We start from the raw sequence: 21,210 nt of genomic DNA, 5'->3' as shown, positions 1-21,210 counted from the left end.
CGACAGGTCCGCGGGATGTAAGAGGCCCGCCCGTCCGCGGCTCCCGGAGGAATCGTGGACGGGCGGGCCCAGAGGGTGTCAGGGGTCAGGGCGCGGATTCGGGGTTCAGGGTCCACTGCTGATGGGCCTGGGGGGGTGGGACAGTCCCCAATGCGGAGACGGATGCCCTGGTCAGGGCTTCCTTCCACGACGACCGCACACCACCCGTTCTGGAACGCTGTTGCCCAGCGGTGGGAGGACGCCCGCGACCTGAAGGCTGGCGAACAGCTCCGGAAACCGGACGGGAGCCCTGCAGTACTGACTGGCGTGGTCCGCCGCGCCGCCGAGGGGCGCACCTATGACCTCACAGTTGCAAATCTTCACACGTACTATGTGCTGGCAGGTGTCACGCCAGTCCTCGTTCATAACAACACGCCTGCCCCGTATGACCCCTGCGGTGGCGGGACAACGCCACAAGGGGGGGGGCACTCCTGGGGGACGGAAAATCCTCCATGGACAGGCGGAACGCCGGATTCGGTGTACACGAGGACGGGAAAGGACGGCACCCCTGTTCAGAACACCATTTATGACAAGAATGGAAATGCGGTCGGCCATTTCGACTTCAAGAATCATAACTTTGGCGGACCCCGCGGCCATGTGATTGATCCGCCAGGAAGCCCAGGTGCTGGCCATGGTTCAAATGCCGAACATATAGATCCGAAAAAATTGCCTTCGGGCTGGAATCTGCGACCTCGGAAGTGAGTGAATATAAATGACCGGAATTCACCTTTCGACTGAATCTATTCCCGAGTTTCTTGAGAGATTTCTGGGATTCGAGGACGGCGTGATCTCTGGCATCTTCATCGTCCTTCCACGGGGCAATGAGGCCGGTCGGACGATCATGGTGGAGGTCCAGGCGATGGACCGGACGGATCCAGGGGGAAGGGGGGCGGCCGGCGGTCTGTTCGGGTGGAAGCTGGTGAGGATCGTCATGCACGGTATTAACGAGTACCGCCTTGCCGAGACTCGGGCGTATCCCTTGCAGGTTCTCTCGGATGGGCTAAAGGTCGGCAGTGTCGACGGATTCTTCGTCCTGGACCTGGATCCGGGGCCGGACGAGTGGTCGGCGCGGGCGATCCGTGATGAATCGAACAGCTATTCCAGGCAGTATGTTGTGTCGCGGCTTTGTTCGTTCGAGGTTTTGGATGGTCCGTTCATCTAGAACCTGAGGGCCCGCGACCTCTCGGCGTGGCGCTTGTGCCAGCACGATGAGCGGGGCCCCTGCTGAAAGGGATTTCAGCAGGGGCCTTGCGGTCGATGGGCTCAACTAGTTTCGGAAGCCGAGGCCTTGAGGCCTCGGCTTTTCTGTTGCCCAACCGGACTGACTTCAAGGGGAGTTGAGGTTCATCGCGGACAGCGAACGTCGGCAGATCCCCAACCCGGTCGATGGTCAGTCGGGTTCAAGTTGGTACATAGATATCCGTAAGCGCCCATTGGCGCTCACTAGGTGCGCTCCCAAGCTGGCCCCCAAATGGCCTCAGGTCTCCGGATTCGCCTTCGTCACCGCGAGTGACAACGATCTGCCGGTCCGTCAGTAAGACCCTTCTGTCGACCGCCGGAGCCCGTCACGCATTGCCCCTGTCCAGACGAGGTGATCCGGACGGATCAGGGTCATCGGCCAGCCGCCTCACGGCCAGTCGGACCCGTGATCACTCTCCGGCAACGCGACAGCCAGTACCCCGGCCTGTCGCCCGGTCCGGTTCAGAAGCCCCTGAACACCCCGTCTTCATCGACGGCCGTCAGCGACCTCGTCGAAGTCCATGTTCGCGGGCGACAGGTTGTTCTCGATCCCTCAGCTTGACGCTGTCGGGGATCTTGGTGTTCTGCTGCAGGTGATCATGGTGGTGCGCCAGTCTCGCGGATGCACGATGCCCGCGAGATTTCCGAGGAGTGGGAGATGTCGGTCCGTCCCCGTCCGGTCACCGAGATCCCGGTGTTGACGGCGCGAATGGCGCGGGCCAGCAACCCCGGTGGCACGACGGCAATGTGGGTGCGGGACCGGCTCGACGGCTTGTGGCGGGACGAGGACTTCGCCGACTGATACCCGCGCGACGGGCGCCCGGGACTCCCGCCCGCGCAGTCCATGGTCCCGCATGAAGTCGATGTGGGCTCGGTTCCAAGTACGCTCCGCGTCGAGCTGAGGGGTAAGCCGAGTAAGGGGGAACTATGAGATTGTTCCTGCGCCTGGAGTCAAACCGAGTTCATCTCAGTTCGAAGTAGAGATTTCGAAGATTAAGACGTTGAAGAGGTAGCGGGAGGCATCGAAGTGTTTAGCTCCTATGAGATCAAGTCCCCGACGGACCTCGACGGGTACGAGTTCGAGGTCGAGTGCAAGGGGAGGCTCTTCGGCGTTGGGGTTCGGGTCGGTGATGCTGTCTATGACCTGACCGTCTACGACGAGGAGCGCTTGGCGCAGGATGCGAAGGCGGCGGTTGAGGCCGGCCGGATCATGACGGCGGTCAATCTGCTGGTTATTCCGTCGGTGACCCGCGAGGTGATCGCAGAGGCTGTGGCGCAGTTGGCGAGGACTGGGTTTGGAGGCCTGGCGCCGAGGCAGTAGCCGGATCGGTTGACAGAGGCGTGCCCCTGGTGGAACCCGAGGGTACGCCTTCCGGTTGTCGGGGGCGATGGATGGATGTAGCCGATTGGGCGACGGTAGGAGTGAGGTTCCCTCGAGGTGCGGAAGGTTGCCGGACGTGGCCTGATTGGCCATGAGAAGGGAGCCTCTGCCATGGCTACACCGATGAAGTGCCCGTCCGAGTTGCGCCAGCGAGCTGTTGCCGCATACCGCGCCACCGATCCGAAGCCCGTGATCCGGCGGACTCGGTGACAGCCACGAAGGCAGAGATCTTGGCGCACTTCGAACTGCGGTACACACCGGCCAAATCTGACAAGATGCATCACACGCTCGTGTTGCCGAAGCCCGTTCAAGGCGAGACTCAGAGGGCGTTCAATGAAACCTTTGGAAGGGTGAAGAAGAGGCGTTGATGTCCGTGGACAACGAAAACCGGATCATGCGGCCGGTCGTGATCTTCGACTGGTGCGACGGAGCCCGTGAGGGCTTCGCTCGGCTGGAGACCAGGGGCGGGGTGTGGTGGTACTTCCGGACACTCGCCACTCGGTTCGACTCAGACGACGTCGACCAATGCCTCTTCGCCTTCTCTGTGATCCCAGCAGATGATGCGTCCGTATTGGAGGATGAGTTTGAAGGCATGGTGGAGGGGGCGATCATCTGGCCCGGGAATCCCGGGGAGGTCTCGACTCGCGCCTCCGAAGTCATTGAACGGCTCTCGGTTGACGTTCAGTCCCCGTCGTTCGTCGGGCGGACGGTAGGGGCTGCTGGGCACTGCGAGCTGTGGGAGATCTACAGGCCGTTCGGCTCTTCGAGCTGAGATGGCATGACATATCTGATACGGGCCGGGGCCTTTTGGCGCCGGCCCGTATCGGTTCGCAGAGGCTTGCCAGGACGGGGCGGGGGCCTGTCCTCAACGTGCGGATTTTCTGATCGTCAGTAACCATGTTCCGTTTGTCCGGACCAGAGGTGGACCATAGTCTCCGGAGGAGCTCGGATCCGCTTGGGCTCGCGCGACGGCTGGTTGATGGTCGCCGAACTCGGCGATAGCGAGGCGACCTACATGGCATGGTTTGCGATGCGCGAGAGAGTTTGAGCAACTTTCCTGCGAAGTAGCGGACTTGGACAGGCCCGAGGACCCGCCGTTGCGGCCTCGCTACAATGGCAGTCTGTTCGATGTGCGGAGGGCTACCACCAGGGCTTCGGCCTCGTCCACGTCGACTTCGCGACCCAGCACCGAACCCCGAAGGCCTCGTACACCTGGTACCGCGACCTGATCGCCGGTCACCATGCGGAATCCGGACGTTAGTCAAGGCCTGGGCAGGGGGTGCGAGTCAGGATCGCGACGGGGAAGGGAGTGTCGTCCGATCCTTGACGGCCATGGGAACTCCGCCCGCCTCCGCGCGCTGTCACCTGTCCTCGCCACCCGTGCCATCGGGTGACTACGATCGGTGAGGATTCCGGTCGACTGACGTACCAGGGAGGCCCGGATGGACGCGGAACTACCGGCGCTGCGGCTGAAGCTCTACATCGAGTCGCTCCAGGTCCTGATGCCCGAGCGGCAGTTCAAGCTTCTGATGGATCTCCTGCGCGGCTATGCCGAGCTCGGTGGTGGGCGGATCGAGGTGAAGCTGGACGCAGAGGAACGGGAGCTGTTCACACCCGCGGCGCAGCGCGAACTGCTCGTTCTCCTCGGCCTGCTCGGTGCCCTGGTGCCCGGACACGAGGACCGCGCCGACGGTGTGGTGGCCGACCTCGGCGACGGCGAGCGGGCCAAGGGGGTCATGTCGCTCGTACCGCCGGAGGTCGCTTCCGATCCGGCCCGCCTGCGGGACATGCGCGACCGGCTTGACGCCGCCGAGGGCCGGCGGGCGAGCGACCGCGCGACGGTCGAGGGAATCGCGGAGGTGAGCGGGATGGCGGGGACGGAAGAGAACTGATCCGAGCGCGTTCAGCTCTGTGAAACCTCACCGGCGGTTGCCGGAGCCGGGACACAGGCCTCCCCGGAGGCCCGGGCGCACCTGCACCAGCTGTACCTGCCGCACGCGACCTGGCCGGTCGACAACCGCGTCGTCGGGCGTCGGCGCGTCCGCGTACTGTGGTGCCCGGAAGACGGGGAGGGCAGCGGTTGCGCAGGGTGCCGCCGGAGATGTTCCGGTTCACGACGGGGGAGAAGGCCGAACTCTACGGTGCGATCCTTCAGGCCTTCGGAGCGGCCAACGAGCGGCTGGAGACCGCGCTCGGGCTGGACGACGTGCGCGCCCGGCTGCGGACGGTCGGCTGGCTCGACGCGGTTCACGACGACGAGCTCCAGGAGGCGCTGCGGAAGCTCAGGGAGTGGCAGCTGCTGGACGTCGTCCAGAACCACGCGGAGAACTACCGCACCGCCGAGGAGTACGAGCGCCGCAACCTCCAGTACTCGCTGACCCGACGCGGTGAGGCCGCGTCCGCCGGGGTCGAGCACGCCCTGTTCGTCCTCGCCTCGACGGGGGCGCTCCAGACGGCGGTGCTGGAGGCGATCACGGACCGGCTCGACGAGCTGTACGTCCTGCTGGGCGACTCCGCGTCCTCGGACCGTCGGGTCTTCACCACGCTGCAGGAGCTGGAGGGCCACCTGGAGGCGCTGCTGGCCAACACCAAGGCGTTCAACGGCGAGTTGCAGCGCCTGCTGCGCGCCGAAGGTGCGGACCTGGCGACCTTCCGCGAGGTGAAGGCCGCGACGGTGGCCTATCTCCAGGAGTTCCTCGTCAACCTCGACCAGCGGGGCCAGGCGGTCGCCACCGCCGTCGAGCGTGTGGAGCGGCTCGGGGTGAGCCTGCTGCACGCGCGGGCGCTGCGGGGCGCCGAGCTGCCGCCGGTCGCCGACGGCGATCCCGCGCCGGCCTGGCTGGAGCGGCGCCGGGCGCGCTGGGAGGGGCTCCGGTCCTGGTTCCGGCCGGCCGACGGGGCACGGCCCCGCGTGGAGCAGCTGCACGACGTGGCGCGGCGGGCGATCGTGACGCTCCTCCAGGTTCTCGACCGGATCACCGAGTCACGGCGCCGCTCCTCCAGCGCCGTCCAGGACTTCCGGGAGCTGGCCCGCTGGTTCGCCGCCGCGCCCACCGAGGACGACCTGCACCGCCTCTGGTCGGCCGCCTTCGGTCTGGGGTCGGCCCGGCATGCCCATCTCGCCCACCCCGACCCGGAGTTGGTGCCCTCCTCGGGCAGCTGGGCCGAGGCTCCGCCGGTGGAGGTCTCGGCGCTGCTGCGCACCAGCGGCCGCACCGAGCGGTTCACCCGCACCGGGAAGGTGCGCGACATCGGAGGCATCAAGGCGGCCCGGGCCGAGCGGGCCCGGAAGGAGCGGGCCGAACTCGAAGCGGCCTGGGACGTTCTGGGAACCGACGGCCCGGTGCGGCTCTCCGACCTCCACGTGCTGGACCACACCGTCTTCGAGCGGCTGCTCGACCTCCTCGGCCGGGCGCTGGCCGTACGACCGGACGCCGGCGGGGCACGTCGGGCGGTCACCTCGGACGGCCGCGTGGAGATCGTGCTCCGGCCTTCTCCCGAGGGCGGACGGGCCGTCCTGCGGACCTCCCACGGCCGGTTCGAAGGGCCCGACTACCTGGTGGAGATCCGGAGCCCGAGCGCACTGCGGGCGGTCGTCCGGGAGGACAGCGCATGAACACCACCAGGAGCGGCACATGAGCACCCTCGCCAACCAGCTGGTCCTGGCCGAGCGGCAGGACATAGCCCGAGGCATCAGACTGCTCCTCGGCCTGCCGCTGATCACCGAGCGCGGTGACCCGCCCGCCTTCGAGCTGATCCGCCGCCGTCAGGATCCGCTGACGAAGTGGTTCGACTACAACTGCGGCTGGCAGCTGGTGGTGGAGCCGCGCCTGGGGTATGCGCGTCTGCTCAAGATCCGGACCGTGCCCGACGCCTCGCGCCCCGCCCGTCGGCTGCGGTCCGGCAAGGCCCCGTTCGACCGCCGCCGTTACACGCTGCTGTGCGTCGTCGCGGCCGAGCTGCTTCCGGTCCCGGTCACGACGGTCGGCCTGCTCGCCGACCGGGTCGTCCACGCCTGTGCCACCGACGAGGCACTGCCGCCCTTCGATACGGCGAGCAGGTCCGAGCGCATGGCGTTCGTGGACGTGCTCAAGCTGTTGGAGGCCTACGGCGCGCTCCTCACCGTGGACGGCGTCACGGAGAGCTTCGTCGACTCGGCGAAGGCCAAGGTCCTCTACCGCGTGGACGCCACCGTCCTGATGCGCCTGCTCGCCGCGCCCGTCGGCCCGTCCCGGCTGGCCGTTCCGGCGCAGGACGTGCCGCTGCGCTTCGAGGAACTCCTGCGGGGCACGGTGCGCGAGAGCCGGTACGGCGGGGCCGACGCCTCCGACGCGCAGCGCAACCTCCGGCTCCGGCACTCGGTGCTCCGGCGGCTCCTCGACGATCCCGTCCTGCACCACGACGAACTCGGCGCCGACGAACTGGCCTACCTGGCCTCGCCGACGGGGCGCCAGATCGTCAAGCGCGCCGCCGAGCAGGGCGGCTTCGTGCTGGAGGAACGGGCCGACGGCCTGCTGCTCGTGGACCCGGAGGCCATCGCCACCGACAGCCGCTTCCCGGACGACTCCGCGACGGCCCGCGTCGCCGCCCTGCTCCTGCTGGAACCGCTGACGGCAGCCCCGGACGGGCTGACACCGGAACAGCTCGAGGCCGAGGCGAACACGCTCCTGCGGCGCTTCCCGCGGTGGGCGAAGGGCTACCAGTCCGAGGACGGCGCCCAGCGGCTCATGGCCGACGCCCTTCGTGTCCTCGACGACTTCGGCCTGGCCCGCCGGATCGGCGACCGCACCGTTCCCCGGCCCGCGGCGTTCCGGTACCGCACCACCGTGACCGACGGTCCCGCAACCTGACCAGGGAAGACCTCCGATGACCGTGACACAGCCACCGCAGAGCCCCGTGCCCCCGACGGCGGCCGCAGCCGTGCGATGGCGGCCCGCCAGGGCGGGCATCCTCAACGTCTGGCGCTACTACGACGAGACCTTCACCTTCCACAAGGGCCGGCTGCTCCTGCGGGGGCAGAACGGCACCGGCAAGTCGAAGGCGCTGGAGGTGCTCCTGCCGTTCCTGTTCGACGCGAGCCTGCGACCCAACCGGCTGTCCACCTTCGGCGGCTCCGAGCGCACCATGCACTGGAACCTGATGGGGGAGGGCAGCACGGGCAAGACCCGCGTCGGGTACGTGTGGCTGGAGTTCGTCCGCGGTGACGGCGATCCCGGGTGGTTCACCTGCGGCGCCAGGCTCCAGGCCAGCGTGCACACCCCCGGTGTCACCGTCGACTACTTCACCACCGGCGCGCGGATCGACCGCCCAGGCGGTCTCTCCCTGGTCAACGACGCGGGCCAGCCGCTCACCCGCGCCGCCCTGGCCGAAGCGCTGCACGGCCGGGGCGAGTTGCACGGGGCACCCACCGACTACCGCAACACGGTCCGCAGCACGCTCTTCCCCGGGCTGAGCGAGCAGCGCTTCGACGCCCTGATCACCGCGCTGCTCCAGCTCCGCACCCCCAAGCTCTCGGAGCGCCTGGATCCGTCGCTGCTGTCCTCGCTGCTCTCGCGGGCGCTGCCCCCGCTCGGCCAGGGCGAGATCACCGAACTGGCCGAGGGTTTCGAGCGCCTCGACCGCCAGCGCGAACACCTGAAGACACTGGACGACGAGGTGGCCGCGGCCACGGCCGTCGCGAACCAGCAACGCGGCTACGCCCAGCGCGTCCTGCGTGCCGGAGCAGCCGGTCTCATCTCCGCGACGACCGAGATGGACAACCTCGCCCGCCTCGCGAGGGAGAGCGGGGAGGCGCACGCGGGAGCCGTGCGTGAGCGCGACGAGAGCAACCGGACGCAACAGGAACTCGAACACGGGCGGCAGGAGATCGAGGGCGCCATCGAGGGGCTGCTCGACTCCGAGGTCTACCGGCAGGGGCAGGAGCTCGACCAGCTCCGTCGTAGGAGCGAGCAGGCCGACCAGACCGCCGCCCGGGCCCGTACCGCCGCCGACCGGAAGGTTCGGGCGGCCGACGAGGACGCGGGGCGTGCCGACGATGCGCGGCTGCGTTCCGAACAGCGGGCCGAACAGACCCGGGCCGCTCGCGAGGAGGCACGTGGCGCGGCGCGGCGAGCAGCCATGGAGTCCGTCTGCGCCGAGGTGCAGACGGTGCTCGGCACCGCACCGGGTCCGTCGGGGGAGAACGAGGAGCAGGGGCGTACGGCGCGCCGTCTGCTGCGCGGTGCGGTCGTCTCGCGGCACCACCAGATCGCCGACGTCCGAGCCGCCGTCGAGCGCCACGAACGGTTCCTCGCGGGCCGGACGACGGCGGAGCAGCACCTCGATTCGGCGCGCGAACGGCTGACCGGGGCGACCGCGAAGCGCGAGGGGAACGCCCGCGCCTACCAGGCCGCCGTCGACGCCCACGCCGCCCTGTTGCGTCGTTGGGCGAGGGAGGACTGCGCGGAACTCTCGATCGACGACGCCGAGGAACTCGCGTCCCGTGCCGCCGTCGAGACTGATGTCCTCGTGTTGGTCGAAGCCGCGGCCCGGGCGGCGGAGAGCTCCATCACCGCCGACGAGACGACCGCCCGCGCCGGCCGGGACGACGCCCGCGCCGGGCGTGACCGGGTCCTCCGGGAACTGGAACGCATCGCGGCCGCGGCCGATCTCCCGCCGGTTCCACCACGAACTCGCACGGCCGACCGGTCGGTCCTGCCGGGGGCGCCACTGTGGCGTCTGCTGGCCTTCCGGCCGGACGTTCCGCCTGCCGATCAGGCCGGCGTCGAAGCGGCCCTCGAAGCGGCCGGCCTGCTCGACGCCTGGATGACCCCCGACGGCGGTCTCGTCGTCGCCGGGCACGACGTCCTGGCCGATCCGGCCGCGGCCGCGCCCGCACCCGGCCCCTCGCTGCTCGACGTCCTGGCTCCGGAACCCGACGGCCCGGTGCCGCCCGCCCGGGTGCGGCGGCTGCTTGCCGGTGTCGCCTACGGCCCCGCACTGACGACGGACCACCCGGCAGTCGTGGGCGCCGACGGAAGCTGGCGGCTGGCGATGGCGGTCGGCTCCTGGGCCAAGGAGGAGTCCAGCCACATCGGCGCCGCGGCCCGGGAACGCGCCAGGCAGCGGCGGATCGCGGAACTCACCACCGAACTGGCCGAGGCCGACACCGCCGTCGTCGGCTACGAGACGCGGCTGCACGCCCTCGCCGACCGCCGGACGCGCCTCGAAGCCGACCTCCGCTCCCGGCCGCACCACCGGGAGGTGGAGGAGGCCAAGGGCGTCTGGGACCGGGCCGAGTCCGAGGTGGGCGCTCGGGAGGACGCCGTGCGGGAGGCCGTCGAACAGCTCGCGCGGCAGGAGAAGGCGGTCGCGGACGCGCTGCGCGTTCTCGCCGTCGCCTCCGCCGAGCATGCCCTGCCGACCGAACGCGCCGCCCTGGACAAGACCGCCGCGGCCGTCGAAGCGCTGCGCGAACAGGCCGACGTCTGGCTCGACGCCCATCTCGCCTGGACAGCCGCCCACCAGGCCTGGCACTCCGCGCGCGGCCATGCCGAGGCATCGAGGGGGGCTGCGACCGAGGGCCTGGCGGAGGCCGAGACCGCCGAGGCCGCCGCCCGTGGGCTCCGCTCCACGCTCCGGGCGGTCGAGAGCACCGTCGGTGAGGACTACCGCGAAGTGGCCGCCCGCATCAGTGACTTCCGGAAGTCCCTCGACCGCGTTCGCCGCGACCTCGAATCCGGCACCCAGGCACTTCTCGCGCTCGAAGGCCGCATCGGCGCGCTCGGCGCCACCGCGGCCCAGGACGAGGCCCTGCACGACAGGGCCGTCGAGGCCCGGAACGAGGCCGCCCATGGCTTCCGGCGCCTGTGCGTCCTCGGATTCCCCGAGGACGCGGGCCTCGGGCTCGTCCTCACCTCCGCGGACGGCACCCGCGCCACCCTCGAAGCGGCGCGCGAGACCGCTGCCGCGTGGCCCGACCTGCCGCACGGCACCAGGAACCTCGGTGACTCCCTGAACCGTCTCTCCGAGGCCGTCCACCGAGCCCGCCAGAGCCTCAGCAGCCGCGCCGACCTCGAGCTCGAAGCGGAGGAGGACGTCCAGGTCCTCACCGCCACCGTCGACGGCATCCGGGTCGGCGCGACCGGCCTCCTCGCCATCCTCACCGGTGAGCGTGACCGCGGTCAGGACGACATCACCGCAGCCGAACGCGGCCTCTTCGACCGGACCCTCACCGGCGACACGCGCCGCCACCTCGCCTCCCGGATCCGTCAGGCCGGTGAACTCGTCGAGCGGATGAACGGCCACCTCGAAGGGATCCGCACTGCCTCACGGGTGGCCGTCCGTCTGGTGTGGCAGATCCACCCCGACCTGCCCGCCGGTACCCGGACGGCCCGTGAGCTGCTGCTCAAGGACCCGGCGCGGATCACCGAAGCCGACCGCGAGGCCCTCCACGCCTTCTTCCGGGGCCGGATCGAGGAAGCGAAGACCCGCAACACGGCGGCGACCTGGGAGGAGCAGCTCGCCGAGGTCCTCGACTACACGGCCTGGCACCAGTTCGTCGTCAAACTGGACCGTGCCAACGGCTCCGGGTGGCAGCTGCTCACCAAGAAGCTCCACGGCGCGCTCTCGGGCGGCGAGAAGGCCATTGCCCTCCACCTGCCGCTGTTCGCCGCCGTGGCCGCCCATTACGAGGCGGTGCCGGAGTCTCCGCGGCTGATCCTGCTCGACGAGGTCTTCGTCGGCGTCGACACCGTCAACCGCGGGCAGGTCTTCGGCCTCCTCGCGGCACTCGACCTCGACCTGGTGCTCACCTCGGACCACGAATGGTGCACCTACCGGGAGCTCTCCGGCATCGCCGTCCATCAGTTGATCACCGGAGGTGACGGCGACGACGCCGTCACCAGTGCCCGTTTCACCTGGACGGGCACCGACCTGCTGCCCGACGAAGCCGACACGGAAGAACCGGCATGACGGATCGCCACCCCCTCGACCTCCCCGAGCTCCGACCCCTGTGGTCGGCCGTTCACGGCCGTCTCTCGACCGGTCGCCCCGTCAGCCGGGTACGGTCCGGACCACTCGACGAGGCGGGCCGGGAGGCACTGGCCGACCTCCTCGGGCTCGACCGGCTCCCCGGCGCCGAACCGACGATCCCCCTCGCCGGGCTCGACAGTGCCGTGCTGGACGCCTGCGGCCAACCCGTCCGGGACGTGGTGACCGCGATCCTCGGCCCGATCCACGACCGGGCCGCCGAGCGCCACCACAGGACCGGCCAACGCGAGGCCCTGTGGGCGTGGTTGGCCGGCCACGAGGTGGTCACCGTCCAGCCGGCCCTGCTGGACTGGGTCGGCCACCTGCGGGCCGGCGGCCTCGTCGACGGCTCACCCGAGCGGACCCGGGGCCTGCTGACCGCCGCGCTGACCGTCCTTCACGCACTCCCGGCCGACGGTGAGCCACTACCGGTCCTCGCCGCCCGCCTCCTCGACGGCGACTCCCACGCCCTCGACGACGGGACCCGGCTCTCCTCCCTGGTCCTGCGGGCACTGGCGGTGCTGTACGGCACTGACATGCCCGAAACGGCCGAAGGGCGGCGCGCACTGTGGAGTCGAGCCGGCGTGGCCGACGACGAGCTGTCGGCCACCGTGCTCGCCGTCGGTCTCCGCCCCGGGGGAGAGGGCCCGGTGGCCGAGATCTCCCGGATCTGCGCCGGAGCGGGCCACCCCGTCAGCCTCACCCTCGCCCAAGTGCGCTCACCCGGCGAATTCACCGGTCCCACCGGACCCGTGCACATCACCGAGAACCCCAGCGTGCTCGCCCTGAGCCTGCGCCGCTTCGGCCCCCACTGCCCGCCGCTGGTCTGCACCTCCGGCTGGCCCAACACCGCCGTGATCCACCTGCTGCGCCGACTCGCCGACGACGGCGCGTCCCTGCGCTACCACGGCGACTTCGACGGCGAGGGCATCCGCATCGCGGCGCACGTCATGGCCAAGACCGGCGCAGCCCCCTGGCGGATGGCAGCCGACGACTACCGGGCCGCCGCGCCACGGGTTCCCTCGGGCCCCGACCCGGGGCGTCTGACGCCCGCACCGTGGGACCGGAGGCTCGTCGATTCCATGGCCGAACTGCGCACCGCAGTGGTCGAAGAGGTGGTCGCCGACCTTCTCCTCGACGATTTGGCAGACCACCGACACGGATAGAATGACAGCCTGTCCGACGGGCCGAGGGGTTCAATGCCGTCAACCCGGCGGACGCACCGCCGCTGCTCTGCCGGACCGTGATGCAGGCGCTCGGGCTGTCGGCCGCCGTGGTTCGGGTGCGGACCCGGAGCGGGCCGCGTGAGCTGGCCCCGCCCTCTCCGGCCTGCGCCTGCGAATCGATGCCGCCTGCAACGCCCCCGGCGGTGGTGTCGGCGCCGTCGTCCGCGCCGTCTTCCCCGCGGCCGGGCGCCCGCTGCCGTCGAGTTGAGCGGGCCATCGAACGGTGTTTGCCTGGAAGGACAGGCCAGTAGAGGGCGCAGCGCGCTCGGACACACCGGAAACACCGGAAACACCGGAGACGCCCCGGGCCGGAGCGGGTCGGCAGGCTCGCCGATGCCGGGCTTCGGGCGGTGACCCGCCGGGTGCTGCGGTCGCCCGCGGAGCAGGAGGCGGCGGATGTCGCCGTGCGGTGAGGTCCGGTACTCGATCACCCGCACCCGGGACGAGTGGCGCGCGAGGCTGGTCCGGGCCTGTTCCCGGTGGGCGGACGAGGGGGCCGACAGGTGTGCGCAGTGGGCGGATCGGGGTGCCGGCCGATGTGGTGACCAGGCGCCGTCCTCGTGGTTCCGCGATGCGTTCTACCGGGTGGCCGACCTGCTCGGCCAGGCCTGGTACCGGCTGGCGAACCGGGTCTGCCGCGCGTTCGCCTGGGTCCTCTACTGGGTCCTCACGGCGGTGGCGTACGTGGTGTGGCTGGTCCTCTGGATCCCCTGCCGCGTCTTCGGTCCGGCCACCCGGCCGGAGGGGCGGATCAGGCACGTCTTCGTGCTGGTACTGGAGAACCGTTCGTTCGACCACATGCTCGGCGTCTCCACCGGCACGGTCGACGCCGGGTCCGGCTTCCGGCCGGGGGTCGGGGTGGATGCGGTGAGCGGCGCGCCGACCACCGTCAACGGGCCCTCGGCGAGCCTGACGAACACGCACGACGGTCAGGTCTTCGCGGTGCGCGCCGGCGCGCCGTTCGTCATGCCGGTCGACCCGCCGCACGAGTTCTGCGACGTCCAGCTCCAGCTGGCCTCGGTGCCGATCACCGGCACACCGAGGGACGACACGTGCCACTACGGCGGCAGCTACCCCGCGCTCACCATGCAGGGGTTCGTGGACAACTACGCCAACCAGGCCGTGGCCAAGGGCGACGCCTCGGCCCTGGCGGACCTCGGGGCGGTGATGGCGTGCTTCACCCCGGACCAGGTGCCGGTGATCAGCGCGCTCGCCCGCGAGTTCGCGGTGTGCGACAACTGGTTCTGCGCCCTGCCGGGGCCGACCTGGCCGAACCGGTTCTTCCTGCACGCGGCGACCTCGGGCGGGCTGGACCGCAGTCCGGACCCGCTGGAACTGGCCGCCTCGCAGGTCGACGGCTACCAGTTCGAGAACGGCACGATCTACGACGCGCTCGACAGCAAGGGGTGCGACTGGCAGGTCTACCAGGGCGACGCCCTCCCGCAGGTCAGCGCGCTGGCGGGCATGGACCTGCCCACCATGCTGGAGCGCTTCCACGGCCTGGACGAGCTCGCCGGGGATCTGCGGCATCAGGACTTCGCCGCCTCGTACGTCTTCATCGAACCCAGCTACGGTCACGTCCTCAGCCACGGCGGCAACTTCCAGTGCGGCAACAGCCAGCACCCGATCGACGACGTCACCCGGGGCGAGGCCCTGATCAAGTACGTCTACGAGTCGATCAGGCAGTCGCCGCACTGGGAGTCGAGCCTGTTGGTGATCACCTACGACGAGCACGGCGGCTTCTACGACCATGTCGAGCCGCCGGCCGCCGTCCCGCCCGGTGACGTGACCGACCCGGCGCACAACAGCCACGGCTTCCGGTTCGACCGACTCGGTGTCCGCGTCCCCGCCGTCATCGTCTCGCCGTGGGTCCCGGCCGTCCGGCCGAGCGAACCGGACGGCCGGAACTGCAACCTGATCGACCACACCGTCTACGACCACGGATCGCTGCTGGCATCGGTCGAACGCCTCTACCACCTGCCGAGCCTCACCCTGCGTGACGCCGGAGCCAATGACTTCCTCCACCTGCTGTCCGCGGCCGAGCCGCGCGGTGACGCTCCGCTGGCCCTGCCCGCTCCGGCCGACTCCGGGTTCACCTGCGACGACGAGGGCGACGACGGGGCACCGGTCGGGCCGGGCGAGGAGCCGGTCGGAGTGCGGACCACCGCCGACCGGCCGATCAGCTCCACCCTGCAGGGCTTCCTCCAGGTCGCGGCGCTCCACGACGCCCGGCTCCACCCCGCCGAACGCGAGCGCATCGTCCGACAGCTCCGCTCGGTCCACACGGTCAGGGACGCCCACGGCTACCTGACCCAGGTCCTCGCGCGGCTCGACGCCGCCGGCCTCCGTACGGACATCGCCGCACCGTCGCCCCGACCGGACGGCCGTTAGCGGGCGGGCCCCTCCAGCTGGTGGCCCACCGGGATGGGAGCGTCGCAGGACGCCTGGTACCGCTACCTGGTCGCCGCCCACCGGGCGGCTGCTCGCGAGCAGCCGCGCCCCGGGGCTTCGCGGAGGGGGCCGGCGCCGGTCCGCTCAGGGGGCCATGGTGAGCCCGGCCGAGGCGCCGTCGCGGCTCAGGACGACCGACCGGATGTGGTCGAGGGCCCGGGTGTAGTCGGCGCGGTCGGGGGTGTGGCGGAGGGCCTCGGTCAGGTCGAGGACCCGGTAGGGCGGGCCGAGGTCGGTCAGCTGCGGGAGGAACTCGGCCTTGGTGACGGTCCATCGTTGCCCGGGCCCGGGCGGCGGGGAGAAGGTGAAGCGGGCGATCGAGCTCCAGTTCCCCCGGGGGTCCTCCGCGCCGGTGGGGTTGAACATGTGGCCGGCGAGCTGGTCGCCCATGCCGTAGACCGTCCAGGTGTCGTTGATCTTCTCGTAGGCCTGCGGGATGTGGGCGTGGGTGCCGAGGAGCAGGTCGATGTCGGGCCGGCCGGGGCTCTGTTCGGCGGCCAGGTCGCGGGCGAGCGCGAGCTGCTGCTCGTCCGGGGTGTCCTGCCACTCGGTGCCCCAGTGGAGGCTGACCACCACGATGTCCGCGCCGCGCTCGCGGGCGGCCCGGGCGTCGGTGAGGATCCGCTCCCGGTCGATGAGGTTGACCGCCCAGGGCCGGTCCTTCGGCAGGGGGATGCCGTTGGTGCCGTAGGTGTAGGCGAGCTGGGCCACCGTGGCGCCGCCCGCCGTGAGCGTCGTGGGGCTGCCCGCCTCGTCGGCGCTGCGCGCGGAGCCCGTGTGCTTCAGGCCGACGGCGTCCATGGCGTCGAGCGTGCGCCGGATGCCGTCCGGGCCGCCGTCGAGCGTGTGGTTGGAGGCGGTGTCGCAGGAGGTGTAGCCGGTGTCCTTGAGCGCCTGGGCGACCTGGGGTGGCGAGATGAACGACGGGTAGCCGGTGAACGGCCCGCCGTCGGCGCCGTACACCGTCTCCATGTGGCAGATGGCCAGGTCGGCGGCGCTGATGACGGGTTTGACCCCGGCGAGCATCCGGGTGAAGTCGTAACCGCTGCCCCCGGCGTCCTCCCTGGCCTGCTGGATGATCTCCGTGTGCGGCAGGACGTCCCCGGTCGCGACGAGGGTGAACGCCCGCGGCCCCGCCGGGGTGGGCGCGGCCGGGGAGCTCGGATCGCGGGGGGTCGACGGCGCGGGCTGCCGTTCCTGCGGTGACCCGCAGCCGGTGAGGGAGAGCAGCAGGGCGGTGGCGGCTGTGAGGATCTCTCGGCAGGCAAATCGCATGGTCGGCTCGTCCCACGATCGGCGGGTATGACGAGTCCGACTATGCGAGTCGTGGACGGGCCGCCGTGGAACCCGCGCCCTGGGATCACCCGACGGGGCCACCGACCCGTCGGCGGGCACGGACGGGAGTGGACGGGCGGGTGCGCGGGGTGGCGCGGGGCCGCGCACCCGCCCGGCGGGCGGGCGGGTCAGAAGGTGACGGCCTTCAGGTAGCTGCTTTCGCCGCGCGGACCGGCCAGGTAGAGGGTGTGGCCGTCGGGGCCGAGGGCGGCGGTGCCGACGCCGTCCAGGCCGAAGCCGGTGAGGTCGGCGGCCGGGAGGGCGGTGTTGGTGGCGGTGTCGTAGGCCAGCACGGTGGCGGAGGGCTTCCAGCCGTCCTTGAGGACGAGCAGACGGCCGCCGTCCGGGGAGACCGCCACCAGGTGGGTGTCGGCGGAGGTGGCCGGGCCGCCGAGGGTGAAGGCGGTGCGGGACGTGTCGGTGAAGGGGTCGAGCTCGTAGCCGGAGCCCTGGGCGGACCGGCTGCCGAGGGCGTAGAGGCGGGTGCCCTCAGGGGAGGCGGTGACCTCGGTCGCGGCGGCGAGCGGCTGGACGGTGCGGGTGACCGTCGGGACGGGAGCGGTCAGGTCGAGGTGGACGACGCCCGCGCCGGTGGCGACGTAGGCGTCGGCGCCGCCGTTGTGGAGGGCGATCCCGTCGACGTCGGGGTCGCCCAGCGGGACGGCGCCGGTGAAGGAACGGGTGAAGGTGTCGAAGACCAGCACCCGGCCGGGGCCGGCGGTGCCCTGCTGGGTCACGAACACCCGGGAGCCGTCGGCGCTGACGGCGAGTGCGCGCGGGCGGTCGACGGGCGTGCGGGACAGCACGGTGTTCGTGGCGAGGTCGACGACCAGCAGCTGCTCGGCGGCGAGGACGTAGATCCGGTTGCCGTCGGGGCTGAGGGCGGGCCGGCCGGCGGTGCCGTCCTGGCTGAGCAGGGTCTGCGCCACGACCGTGCGGGTGCGGGTGTCGACGGTGCGCAGGAGGGTGGGGTAGCCGGTGCCGACGTGGTCCTCGGCGACGACGTAGGCGCGGTTGCCGTCGGAGCTGACGGCGATGCCGAGCGCCCGCCAGCCGACGGCGGTGTCGGCGGTGTGGGCGGTGCCGGTGGTGCCGGCCGTGGCGCCGGCCGGCACGGCGCACAGGAGCGTGACTGATGCCGCGAGGGCGGTGGTCCAACGAGCCGTACCCGTAAGCGAGTTCATGGAGATCTCCCCGGACGGTGTCCTCGCGCTGTGCGAGGCGTGGACACGCTACGGGGGAGGGGAGGGCGCGTGGACGGGGCGTGGAGGAGTTGACCGGATCGGTATTGGTCTAGTCCAAAATCCGAAGCCGCCCGCGGGGCCGTGCGGGTGGCCGGGGCCGCCGGGTGGCCGCGTCACGGGTGCGGGCGCGGTGCGGAACCGGGCGCGGGCGTGGCCCGGGTGTGGTGCGGAACCGGGCTGCGGGCCGGGCGCGTCGACGCATCACGAAACGCCTGGCGTCCGGCCGGGTGGCCGGACCCAGGTGAGCGGCCGATCGGGCTCCGGCATGCGCCCCGGAGCGGTGACGGTAGGGCCGCGGGTGTGCCGGTCAGAGTGTGAACAAGGCGGCGTACGGTGGGGCGATCCGCTCCTGTCGGGTGCCGAAGTCGACGAGGACGGCCGCGTAGGCTCCGTCCTCCACCGCGAGGACGCGGCCGAGACCATACTTGTCGTGGCTCACGCGGTCGCCCACCGCGAATAGCTTGGGCGGTGCGTCGGGCCGGGGTTTGAAGGGGCTGGTGGGCAGGGGGCGTCGGACTGCCGGTGTTTTCCTCATCCCGGTCAGTATGCTCCGAAAATCGACGGAACGGGCCGTTCCGGAGGGTGTGAATCCGTTGCCGGGTGTCCCCGGGGCGACTCGCCCCCTGGGCGTGGCGAAAAAATCATGACCGGGGCGGCGCGGGGTCCGGTGTCGCCAACTCCGGTGCGGGAATCGATCGTTGCTGTCGCTTTCGGGGCGAGACGGTCGTGCCCGGGAGGGCGGGAAAAAAATAGACGAGTGAAAATCCGCGCCGGCGGGCCGGAGTCTGCTAAGCTCTTCTTAGTTGCAGTTGTGGTTCCCATGAACTTTGTGTGCGCCTGCTTATTGTTGCGGGCGCATTTTTTGTTTTACCGGCTCTTTCCGGCGGGTTCTCATCGCGGCGACTCGAATGTCTGCATGGTGCAGACTTCGCACAGTCTCTCGAAGGAGATTTCTCATGGCTACTGGCACCGTGAAGTGGTTCAACGCGGAAAAGGGCTTCGGCTTCATCGAGCAGGAGGGCGGCGGCGCTGACGTGTTCGCCCACTACTCGAACATCGTCGCCCAGGGCTTCCGCGAGCTGCTCGAGGGTCAGAAGGTCGAGTTCGACGTCACGCAGGGCCAGAAGGGCCCGCAGGCCGAGAACATCCGCCCGCTGTAATTTCCCTGCCGCGCTTTAGCCCGGCAGACAGGGGCCCGCACCGTGCGTCACGCACGGTGCGGGCCCTTTGCCGTTCCGGGGCGGACCGCTGCTCCGCGGAACCCCGCCGCCGACGCCGGCCCGGGTGAGGAGGGCGAGGGCCGCCTCGGAGGGGGAACCGGCGGGGGCGGTGCAGACGACGAGTACCTGATCGGGTGAGCGGGCGATCGACAGCATCTGCTGCGTCACGGTGAGCGCGCCGACGACGGGGTGGTGCAGCCGGTAGGAGCGGGTGTCGCACGGCGCCACCCGGTGGTCGCCCCACAGTGCGACGAACTCCGGGCTCTTCATGGTCAGTTCGCCGATCAGCTCGGCCAGCAGCGGGTCCTCGGGGTGCCTGCCGACGGTGGCGCGCAGGCTGCCGACCACCGTGCGCGCCTTGTGCTGCCAGTCCACGTACAGCTCCCGGGTGTGCCCGTCCAGGAACAGCATCCGGCCCAGGTTCGGGCGTCGCGCCGGGTCGTCCGGGCCGTGGACGTCCACGTGGCCGGCCAGCAGGGCGTGCCCGAGGGTGTTCCAGGCCAGCACGTCCGTACGGCGGCCGAGCACCACGGCGGGGACGCCGTCGACCGCGCGGAGCAGGTCGCGGGTCTCGTCCGCCAGCCGCTCGGGTCGCGGCCGGCGCACCCGGGGGGTGTGGCGGGCGGCGACGGCGAGCCGGTCGAGGTGCTCGCGCTCGTGGTCGCCGAGCAGGAGCGCGCGGGCGATCGCGTCGAGCACCTCGGCCGACGCCCCGCGGGACAGGCCCTGCTCCAGCCGGGTGTAGTACGAGACGCTGACGCCCGCCAGCTGGGCCACCTCCTCGCGCCGGAGCCCGGCCACCCGACGGCGGGGCCCGAGTTCGCGCAGGCCGACGTCTTCGGGGTGCAGCCGCGTCCGTCGGGCTCTGAGGAAGGTGCCGAGCGGGCCGGGTCCGTTCATGCCCCCCAGTATTCGGCGCCCGGAGCGGTCCCAGCCACACCCTGTGAGGGGTAGGACAGGCCGGGGTAGGACGAGCGGGGGCTGGTCGGTGCCGCTCGGAGGGGCCAGGCTCGGTCCCGACCGGAAACGGTCGGGAGCGGTCGGCGGACGGTCGACCGCGTGCCCCGGACCCGAGGAGGGAGCCCATGCGGCGGAACCCGGAGCAGATCATCCTCGGTGACGTCACCGTCACCCGGATCAAGGAGTTCTACGGCTCGGCCGGGTTGTCCCCGGGCCGGTTCTTCCCAGATAGCCCCGGCAGCACGAACGGCCCGGACAGCCCGGCCGGCCCCGACGGCTCGTGGGAGCGGCACCGCGACTGGCTGGCGCCCGACTTCTGGGACCCGGCGACGGACGAGTGCCGTACCGCGGTCCAGTCCTGGCTGCTGCGCAGCGAGGGGCGCACGATCCTGGTCGACACCGGGGCGGGCAACCACAAGGACCGGCCCCACGCGCCGGTCTGGAACCACCTGGACACGGACTACCTCGACAACCTCGCCGCCGCCGGGGTGCGGCCCGAGGACGTCGACCTCGTCGTCAACACCCACCTGCACGTCGACCACGTCGGCTGGAACACCCGCCTCGACGGCCGGACCTGGGTGCCGACCTTCCCCAACGCCCGGTACCTGATGACCCGGCGGGACTTCGAGTTCTGGGACCCGGCCAACGGGCACCGCAGCGTGCTCGGCCGCGGGAACCAGAACGTCTTCGAGGACAGCGTCGCGCCGGTCCACCGGGCGGGACTGACGCGGCTGTGGGAGGGCACGTACCGGATCGACCGGAATCTGCGGCTCGACCTCGCGCCCGGGCACACCCCCGGCTCGTCCGTGCTCACCCTGGAGTCCGGCGGTGAGCAGGCCCTGTTCGTCGGGGACCTGGTGCACAGCCCGTTCCAGATCGCCGAGCCGGACACCAACTCCTGCTTCTGCGAGGACCCGGCGCTGTCCCGCGCCACCCGGCACCGGCTGCTCGGCCAGGCCGCCGAGCGCCGTGCGCTGCTCTTCCCGGCGCACTTCGGCGGCCGGGGCGCGGTGGAGGTCGCGCGCAACGGGTCGATGTTCGCGATCAGGGAGTGGGCGGGCTTCTCCCGCATCTCCTGACGCGACGAGGTACCTGATCCGCCGACG

General features: G+C 70.9%; 17 protein-coding genes and 1 pseudogene. 14 read left to right on the top strand and 4 right to left on the bottom strand.

The annotated features are described in order from the left end of the window. The first annotated feature begins 150 nt into the window (after positions 1-150). The 12 genes and pseudogenes from ACWDD9_RS37460 (at position 151) to ACWDD9_RS37405 (ending at position 15,285) form a co-directional block, all read left to right on the top strand. On the top strand, positions 151-741 hold the full coding sequence (locus ACWDD9_RS37460; protein WP_449814052.1) for a polymorphic toxin-type HINT domain-containing protein: 591 nt from the start codon (positions 151-153) through the stop codon (positions 739-741). Between the two features lie 10 nt (positions 742-751). After that, on the top strand, positions 752-1,201 hold the full coding sequence (locus ACWDD9_RS37455) for a hypothetical protein (protein ID WP_449814051.1): 450 nt from the start codon (positions 752-754) through the stop codon (positions 1,199-1,201). A 699-nt stretch (positions 1,202-1,900) separates the two neighbouring features. Continuing rightward, complete coding sequence (locus ACWDD9_RS37450) at positions 1,901-2,080, top strand: hypothetical protein (RefSeq protein WP_387974485.1); 180 nt, start codon at positions 1,901-1,903, stop codon at positions 2,078-2,080. A gap of 225 nt (positions 2,081-2,305) precedes the next feature. Continuing rightward, complete coding sequence (locus ACWDD9_RS37445; protein WP_449814050.1) at positions 2,306-2,599, top strand: hypothetical protein; 294 nt, start codon at positions 2,306-2,308, stop codon at positions 2,597-2,599. Positions 2,600-3,026: 427 nt separating this feature from the next. Then, on the top strand, positions 3,027-3,431 hold the full coding sequence (locus ACWDD9_RS37440) for a hypothetical protein (protein WP_449814049.1): 405 nt from the start codon (positions 3,027-3,029) through the stop codon (positions 3,429-3,431). A 360-nt stretch (positions 3,432-3,791) separates the two neighbouring features. Continuing rightward, positions 3,792-3,920 (top strand): annotated as a pseudogene (locus ACWDD9_RS37435) (family 1 glycosylhydrolase); the annotation flags it as partial. A 181-nt stretch (positions 3,921-4,101) separates the two neighbouring features. After that, positions 4,102-4,551: a hypothetical protein gene (locus tag ACWDD9_RS37430; RefSeq protein ID WP_449814048.1), complete on the top strand. Its 450-nt coding sequence runs from the start codon at positions 4,102-4,104 to the stop codon at positions 4,549-4,551. Between the two features lie 209 nt (positions 4,552-4,760). Continuing rightward, positions 4,761-6,275 carry a TIGR02677 family protein gene (locus tag ACWDD9_RS37425; protein ID WP_449814047.1) on the top strand — a complete coding sequence of 505 codons (1,515 nt, stop codon included), beginning with the start codon at positions 4,761-4,763 and terminating at the stop codon, positions 6,273-6,275. A gap of 19 nt (positions 6,276-6,294) precedes the next feature. Continuing rightward, entirely contained in the window at positions 6,295-7,509 is a 1,215-nt protein-coding gene (locus ACWDD9_RS37420; protein WP_449814046.1) for a TIGR02678 family protein, read from the top strand. Between the two features lie 16 nt (positions 7,510-7,525). Beyond that, positions 7,526-11,611, top strand: a complete 4,086-nt coding sequence (locus tag ACWDD9_RS37415; RefSeq protein WP_449814045.1) for a TIGR02680 family protein — start codon at positions 7,526-7,528, stop codon at positions 11,609-11,611. Continuing rightward, positions 11,608-12,834: a TIGR02679 family protein gene (locus ACWDD9_RS37410; protein ID WP_449814044.1), complete on the top strand. Its 1,227-nt coding sequence runs from the start codon at positions 11,608-11,610 to the stop codon at positions 12,832-12,834. The genes ACWDD9_RS37415 and ACWDD9_RS37410 overlap by 4 nt, the downstream gene beginning before the upstream one ends. Positions 12,835-13,479: 645 nt before the next feature. Beyond that, positions 13,480-15,285 carry an alkaline phosphatase family protein gene (locus ACWDD9_RS37405; protein WP_449814043.1) on the top strand — a complete coding sequence of 602 codons (1,806 nt, stop codon included), beginning with the start codon at positions 13,480-13,482 and terminating at the stop codon, positions 15,283-15,285. Between the two features lie 144 nt (positions 15,286-15,429). Here ACWDD9_RS37405 and ACWDD9_RS37400 read toward each other — a convergent pair whose 3' ends face one another. From ACWDD9_RS37400 to ACWDD9_RS37390, 3 genes are all read right to left on the bottom strand, one after another. Then, on the bottom strand, positions 15,430-16,620 hold the full coding sequence (locus ACWDD9_RS37400; protein ID WP_449814042.1) for a CapA family protein: 1,191 nt from the start codon (positions 16,618-16,620) through the stop codon (positions 15,430-15,432). 188 nt (positions 16,621-16,808) lie between these two features. Next, the gene (locus ACWDD9_RS37395; protein WP_449814041.1) at positions 16,809-17,864 is read right to left on the bottom strand and encodes a YncE family protein; all 1,056 of its coding nucleotides are present in this window, start codon (positions 17,862-17,864) and stop codon (positions 16,809-16,811) included. A 367-nt stretch (positions 17,865-18,231) separates the two neighbouring features. Continuing rightward, positions 18,232-18,363 carry a hypothetical protein gene (locus tag ACWDD9_RS37390; RefSeq protein WP_375875341.1) on the bottom strand — a complete coding sequence of 44 codons (132 nt, stop codon included), beginning with the start codon at positions 18,361-18,363 and terminating at the stop codon, positions 18,232-18,234. A 517-nt stretch (positions 18,364-18,880) separates the two neighbouring features. Here ACWDD9_RS37390 and ACWDD9_RS37385 point away from each other — a divergent pair. Then, the gene (locus ACWDD9_RS37385; protein ID WP_049649849.1) at positions 18,881-19,084 is read left to right on the top strand and encodes a cold-shock protein; all 204 of its coding nucleotides are present in this window, start codon (positions 18,881-18,883) and stop codon (positions 19,082-19,084) included. A 15-nt stretch (positions 19,085-19,099) separates the two neighbouring features. Here the strand turns inward: ACWDD9_RS37385 and ACWDD9_RS37380 are convergent, their stop codons facing one another. Next, entirely contained in the window at positions 19,100-20,044 is a 945-nt protein-coding gene (locus ACWDD9_RS37380) for a helix-turn-helix domain-containing protein (protein WP_449814040.1), read from the bottom strand. A gap of 185 nt (positions 20,045-20,229) precedes the next feature. On the opposite strand from ACWDD9_RS37380, the gene ACWDD9_RS37375 reads away from it, so the two are divergent. Further along, positions 20,230-21,183, top strand: coding sequence for an MBL fold metallo-hydrolase (locus tag ACWDD9_RS37375; RefSeq protein ID WP_449814039.1), 954 nt, complete (start codon positions 20,230-20,232; stop codon positions 21,181-21,183). Positions 21,184-21,210 lie beyond the last annotated feature (27 nt).

Source organism: Kitasatospora sp. NPDC001119 (assembly GCF_053598475.1).
Note: the sequence above shows the minus strand (reverse complement) of the source record. Positions and strands in the feature narration are given on the sequence as shown.

Coding starts and splice junctions, on each gene's coding strand:
- ACWDD9_RS37460 (WP_449814052.1), top strand. CDS start 151: ATGCGGAGACGGATGCCCTGGTCAGGGCTTCCTTCCACGACGACCGCA.
- ACWDD9_RS37455 (WP_449814051.1), top strand. CDS start 752: ATGACCGGAATTCACCTTTCGACTGAATCTATTCCCGAGTTTCTTGAG.
- ACWDD9_RS37450 (WP_387974485.1), top strand. CDS start 1,901: ATGCACGATGCCCGCGAGATTTCCGAGGAGTGGGAGATGTCGGTCCGT.
- ACWDD9_RS37440 (WP_449814049.1), top strand. CDS start 3,027: ATGTCCGTGGACAACGAAAACCGGATCATGCGGCCGGTCGTGATCTTC.
- ACWDD9_RS37430 (WP_449814048.1), top strand. CDS start 4,102: ATGGACGCGGAACTACCGGCGCTGCGGCTGAAGCTCTACATCGAGTCG.
- ACWDD9_RS37425 (WP_449814047.1), top strand. CDS start 4,761: ATGTTCCGGTTCACGACGGGGGAGAAGGCCGAACTCTACGGTGCGATC.
- ACWDD9_RS37420 (WP_449814046.1), top strand. CDS start 6,295: ATGAGCACCCTCGCCAACCAGCTGGTCCTGGCCGAGCGGCAGGACATA.
- ACWDD9_RS37415 (WP_449814045.1), top strand. CDS start 7,526: ATGACCGTGACACAGCCACCGCAGAGCCCCGTGCCCCCGACGGCGGCC.
- ACWDD9_RS37410 (WP_449814044.1), top strand. CDS start 11,608: ATGACGGATCGCCACCCCCTCGACCTCCCCGAGCTCCGACCCCTGTGG.
- ACWDD9_RS37400 (WP_449814042.1), bottom strand. CDS start 16,620: ATGCGATTTGCCTGCCGAGAGATCCTCACAGCCGCCACCGCCCTGCTG.
- ACWDD9_RS37395 (WP_449814041.1), bottom strand. CDS start 17,864: ATGAACTCGCTTACGGGTACGGCTCGTTGGACCACCGCCCTCGCGGCA.
- ACWDD9_RS37385 (WP_049649849.1), top strand. CDS start 18,881: ATGGCTACTGGCACCGTGAAGTGGTTCAACGCGGAAAAGGGCTTCGGC.
- ACWDD9_RS37380 (WP_449814040.1), bottom strand. CDS start 20,044: ATGAACGGACCCGGCCCGCTCGGCACCTTCCTCAGAGCCCGACGGACG.
- ACWDD9_RS37375 (WP_449814039.1), top strand. CDS start 20,230: ATGCGGCGGAACCCGGAGCAGATCATCCTCGGTGACGTCACCGTCACC.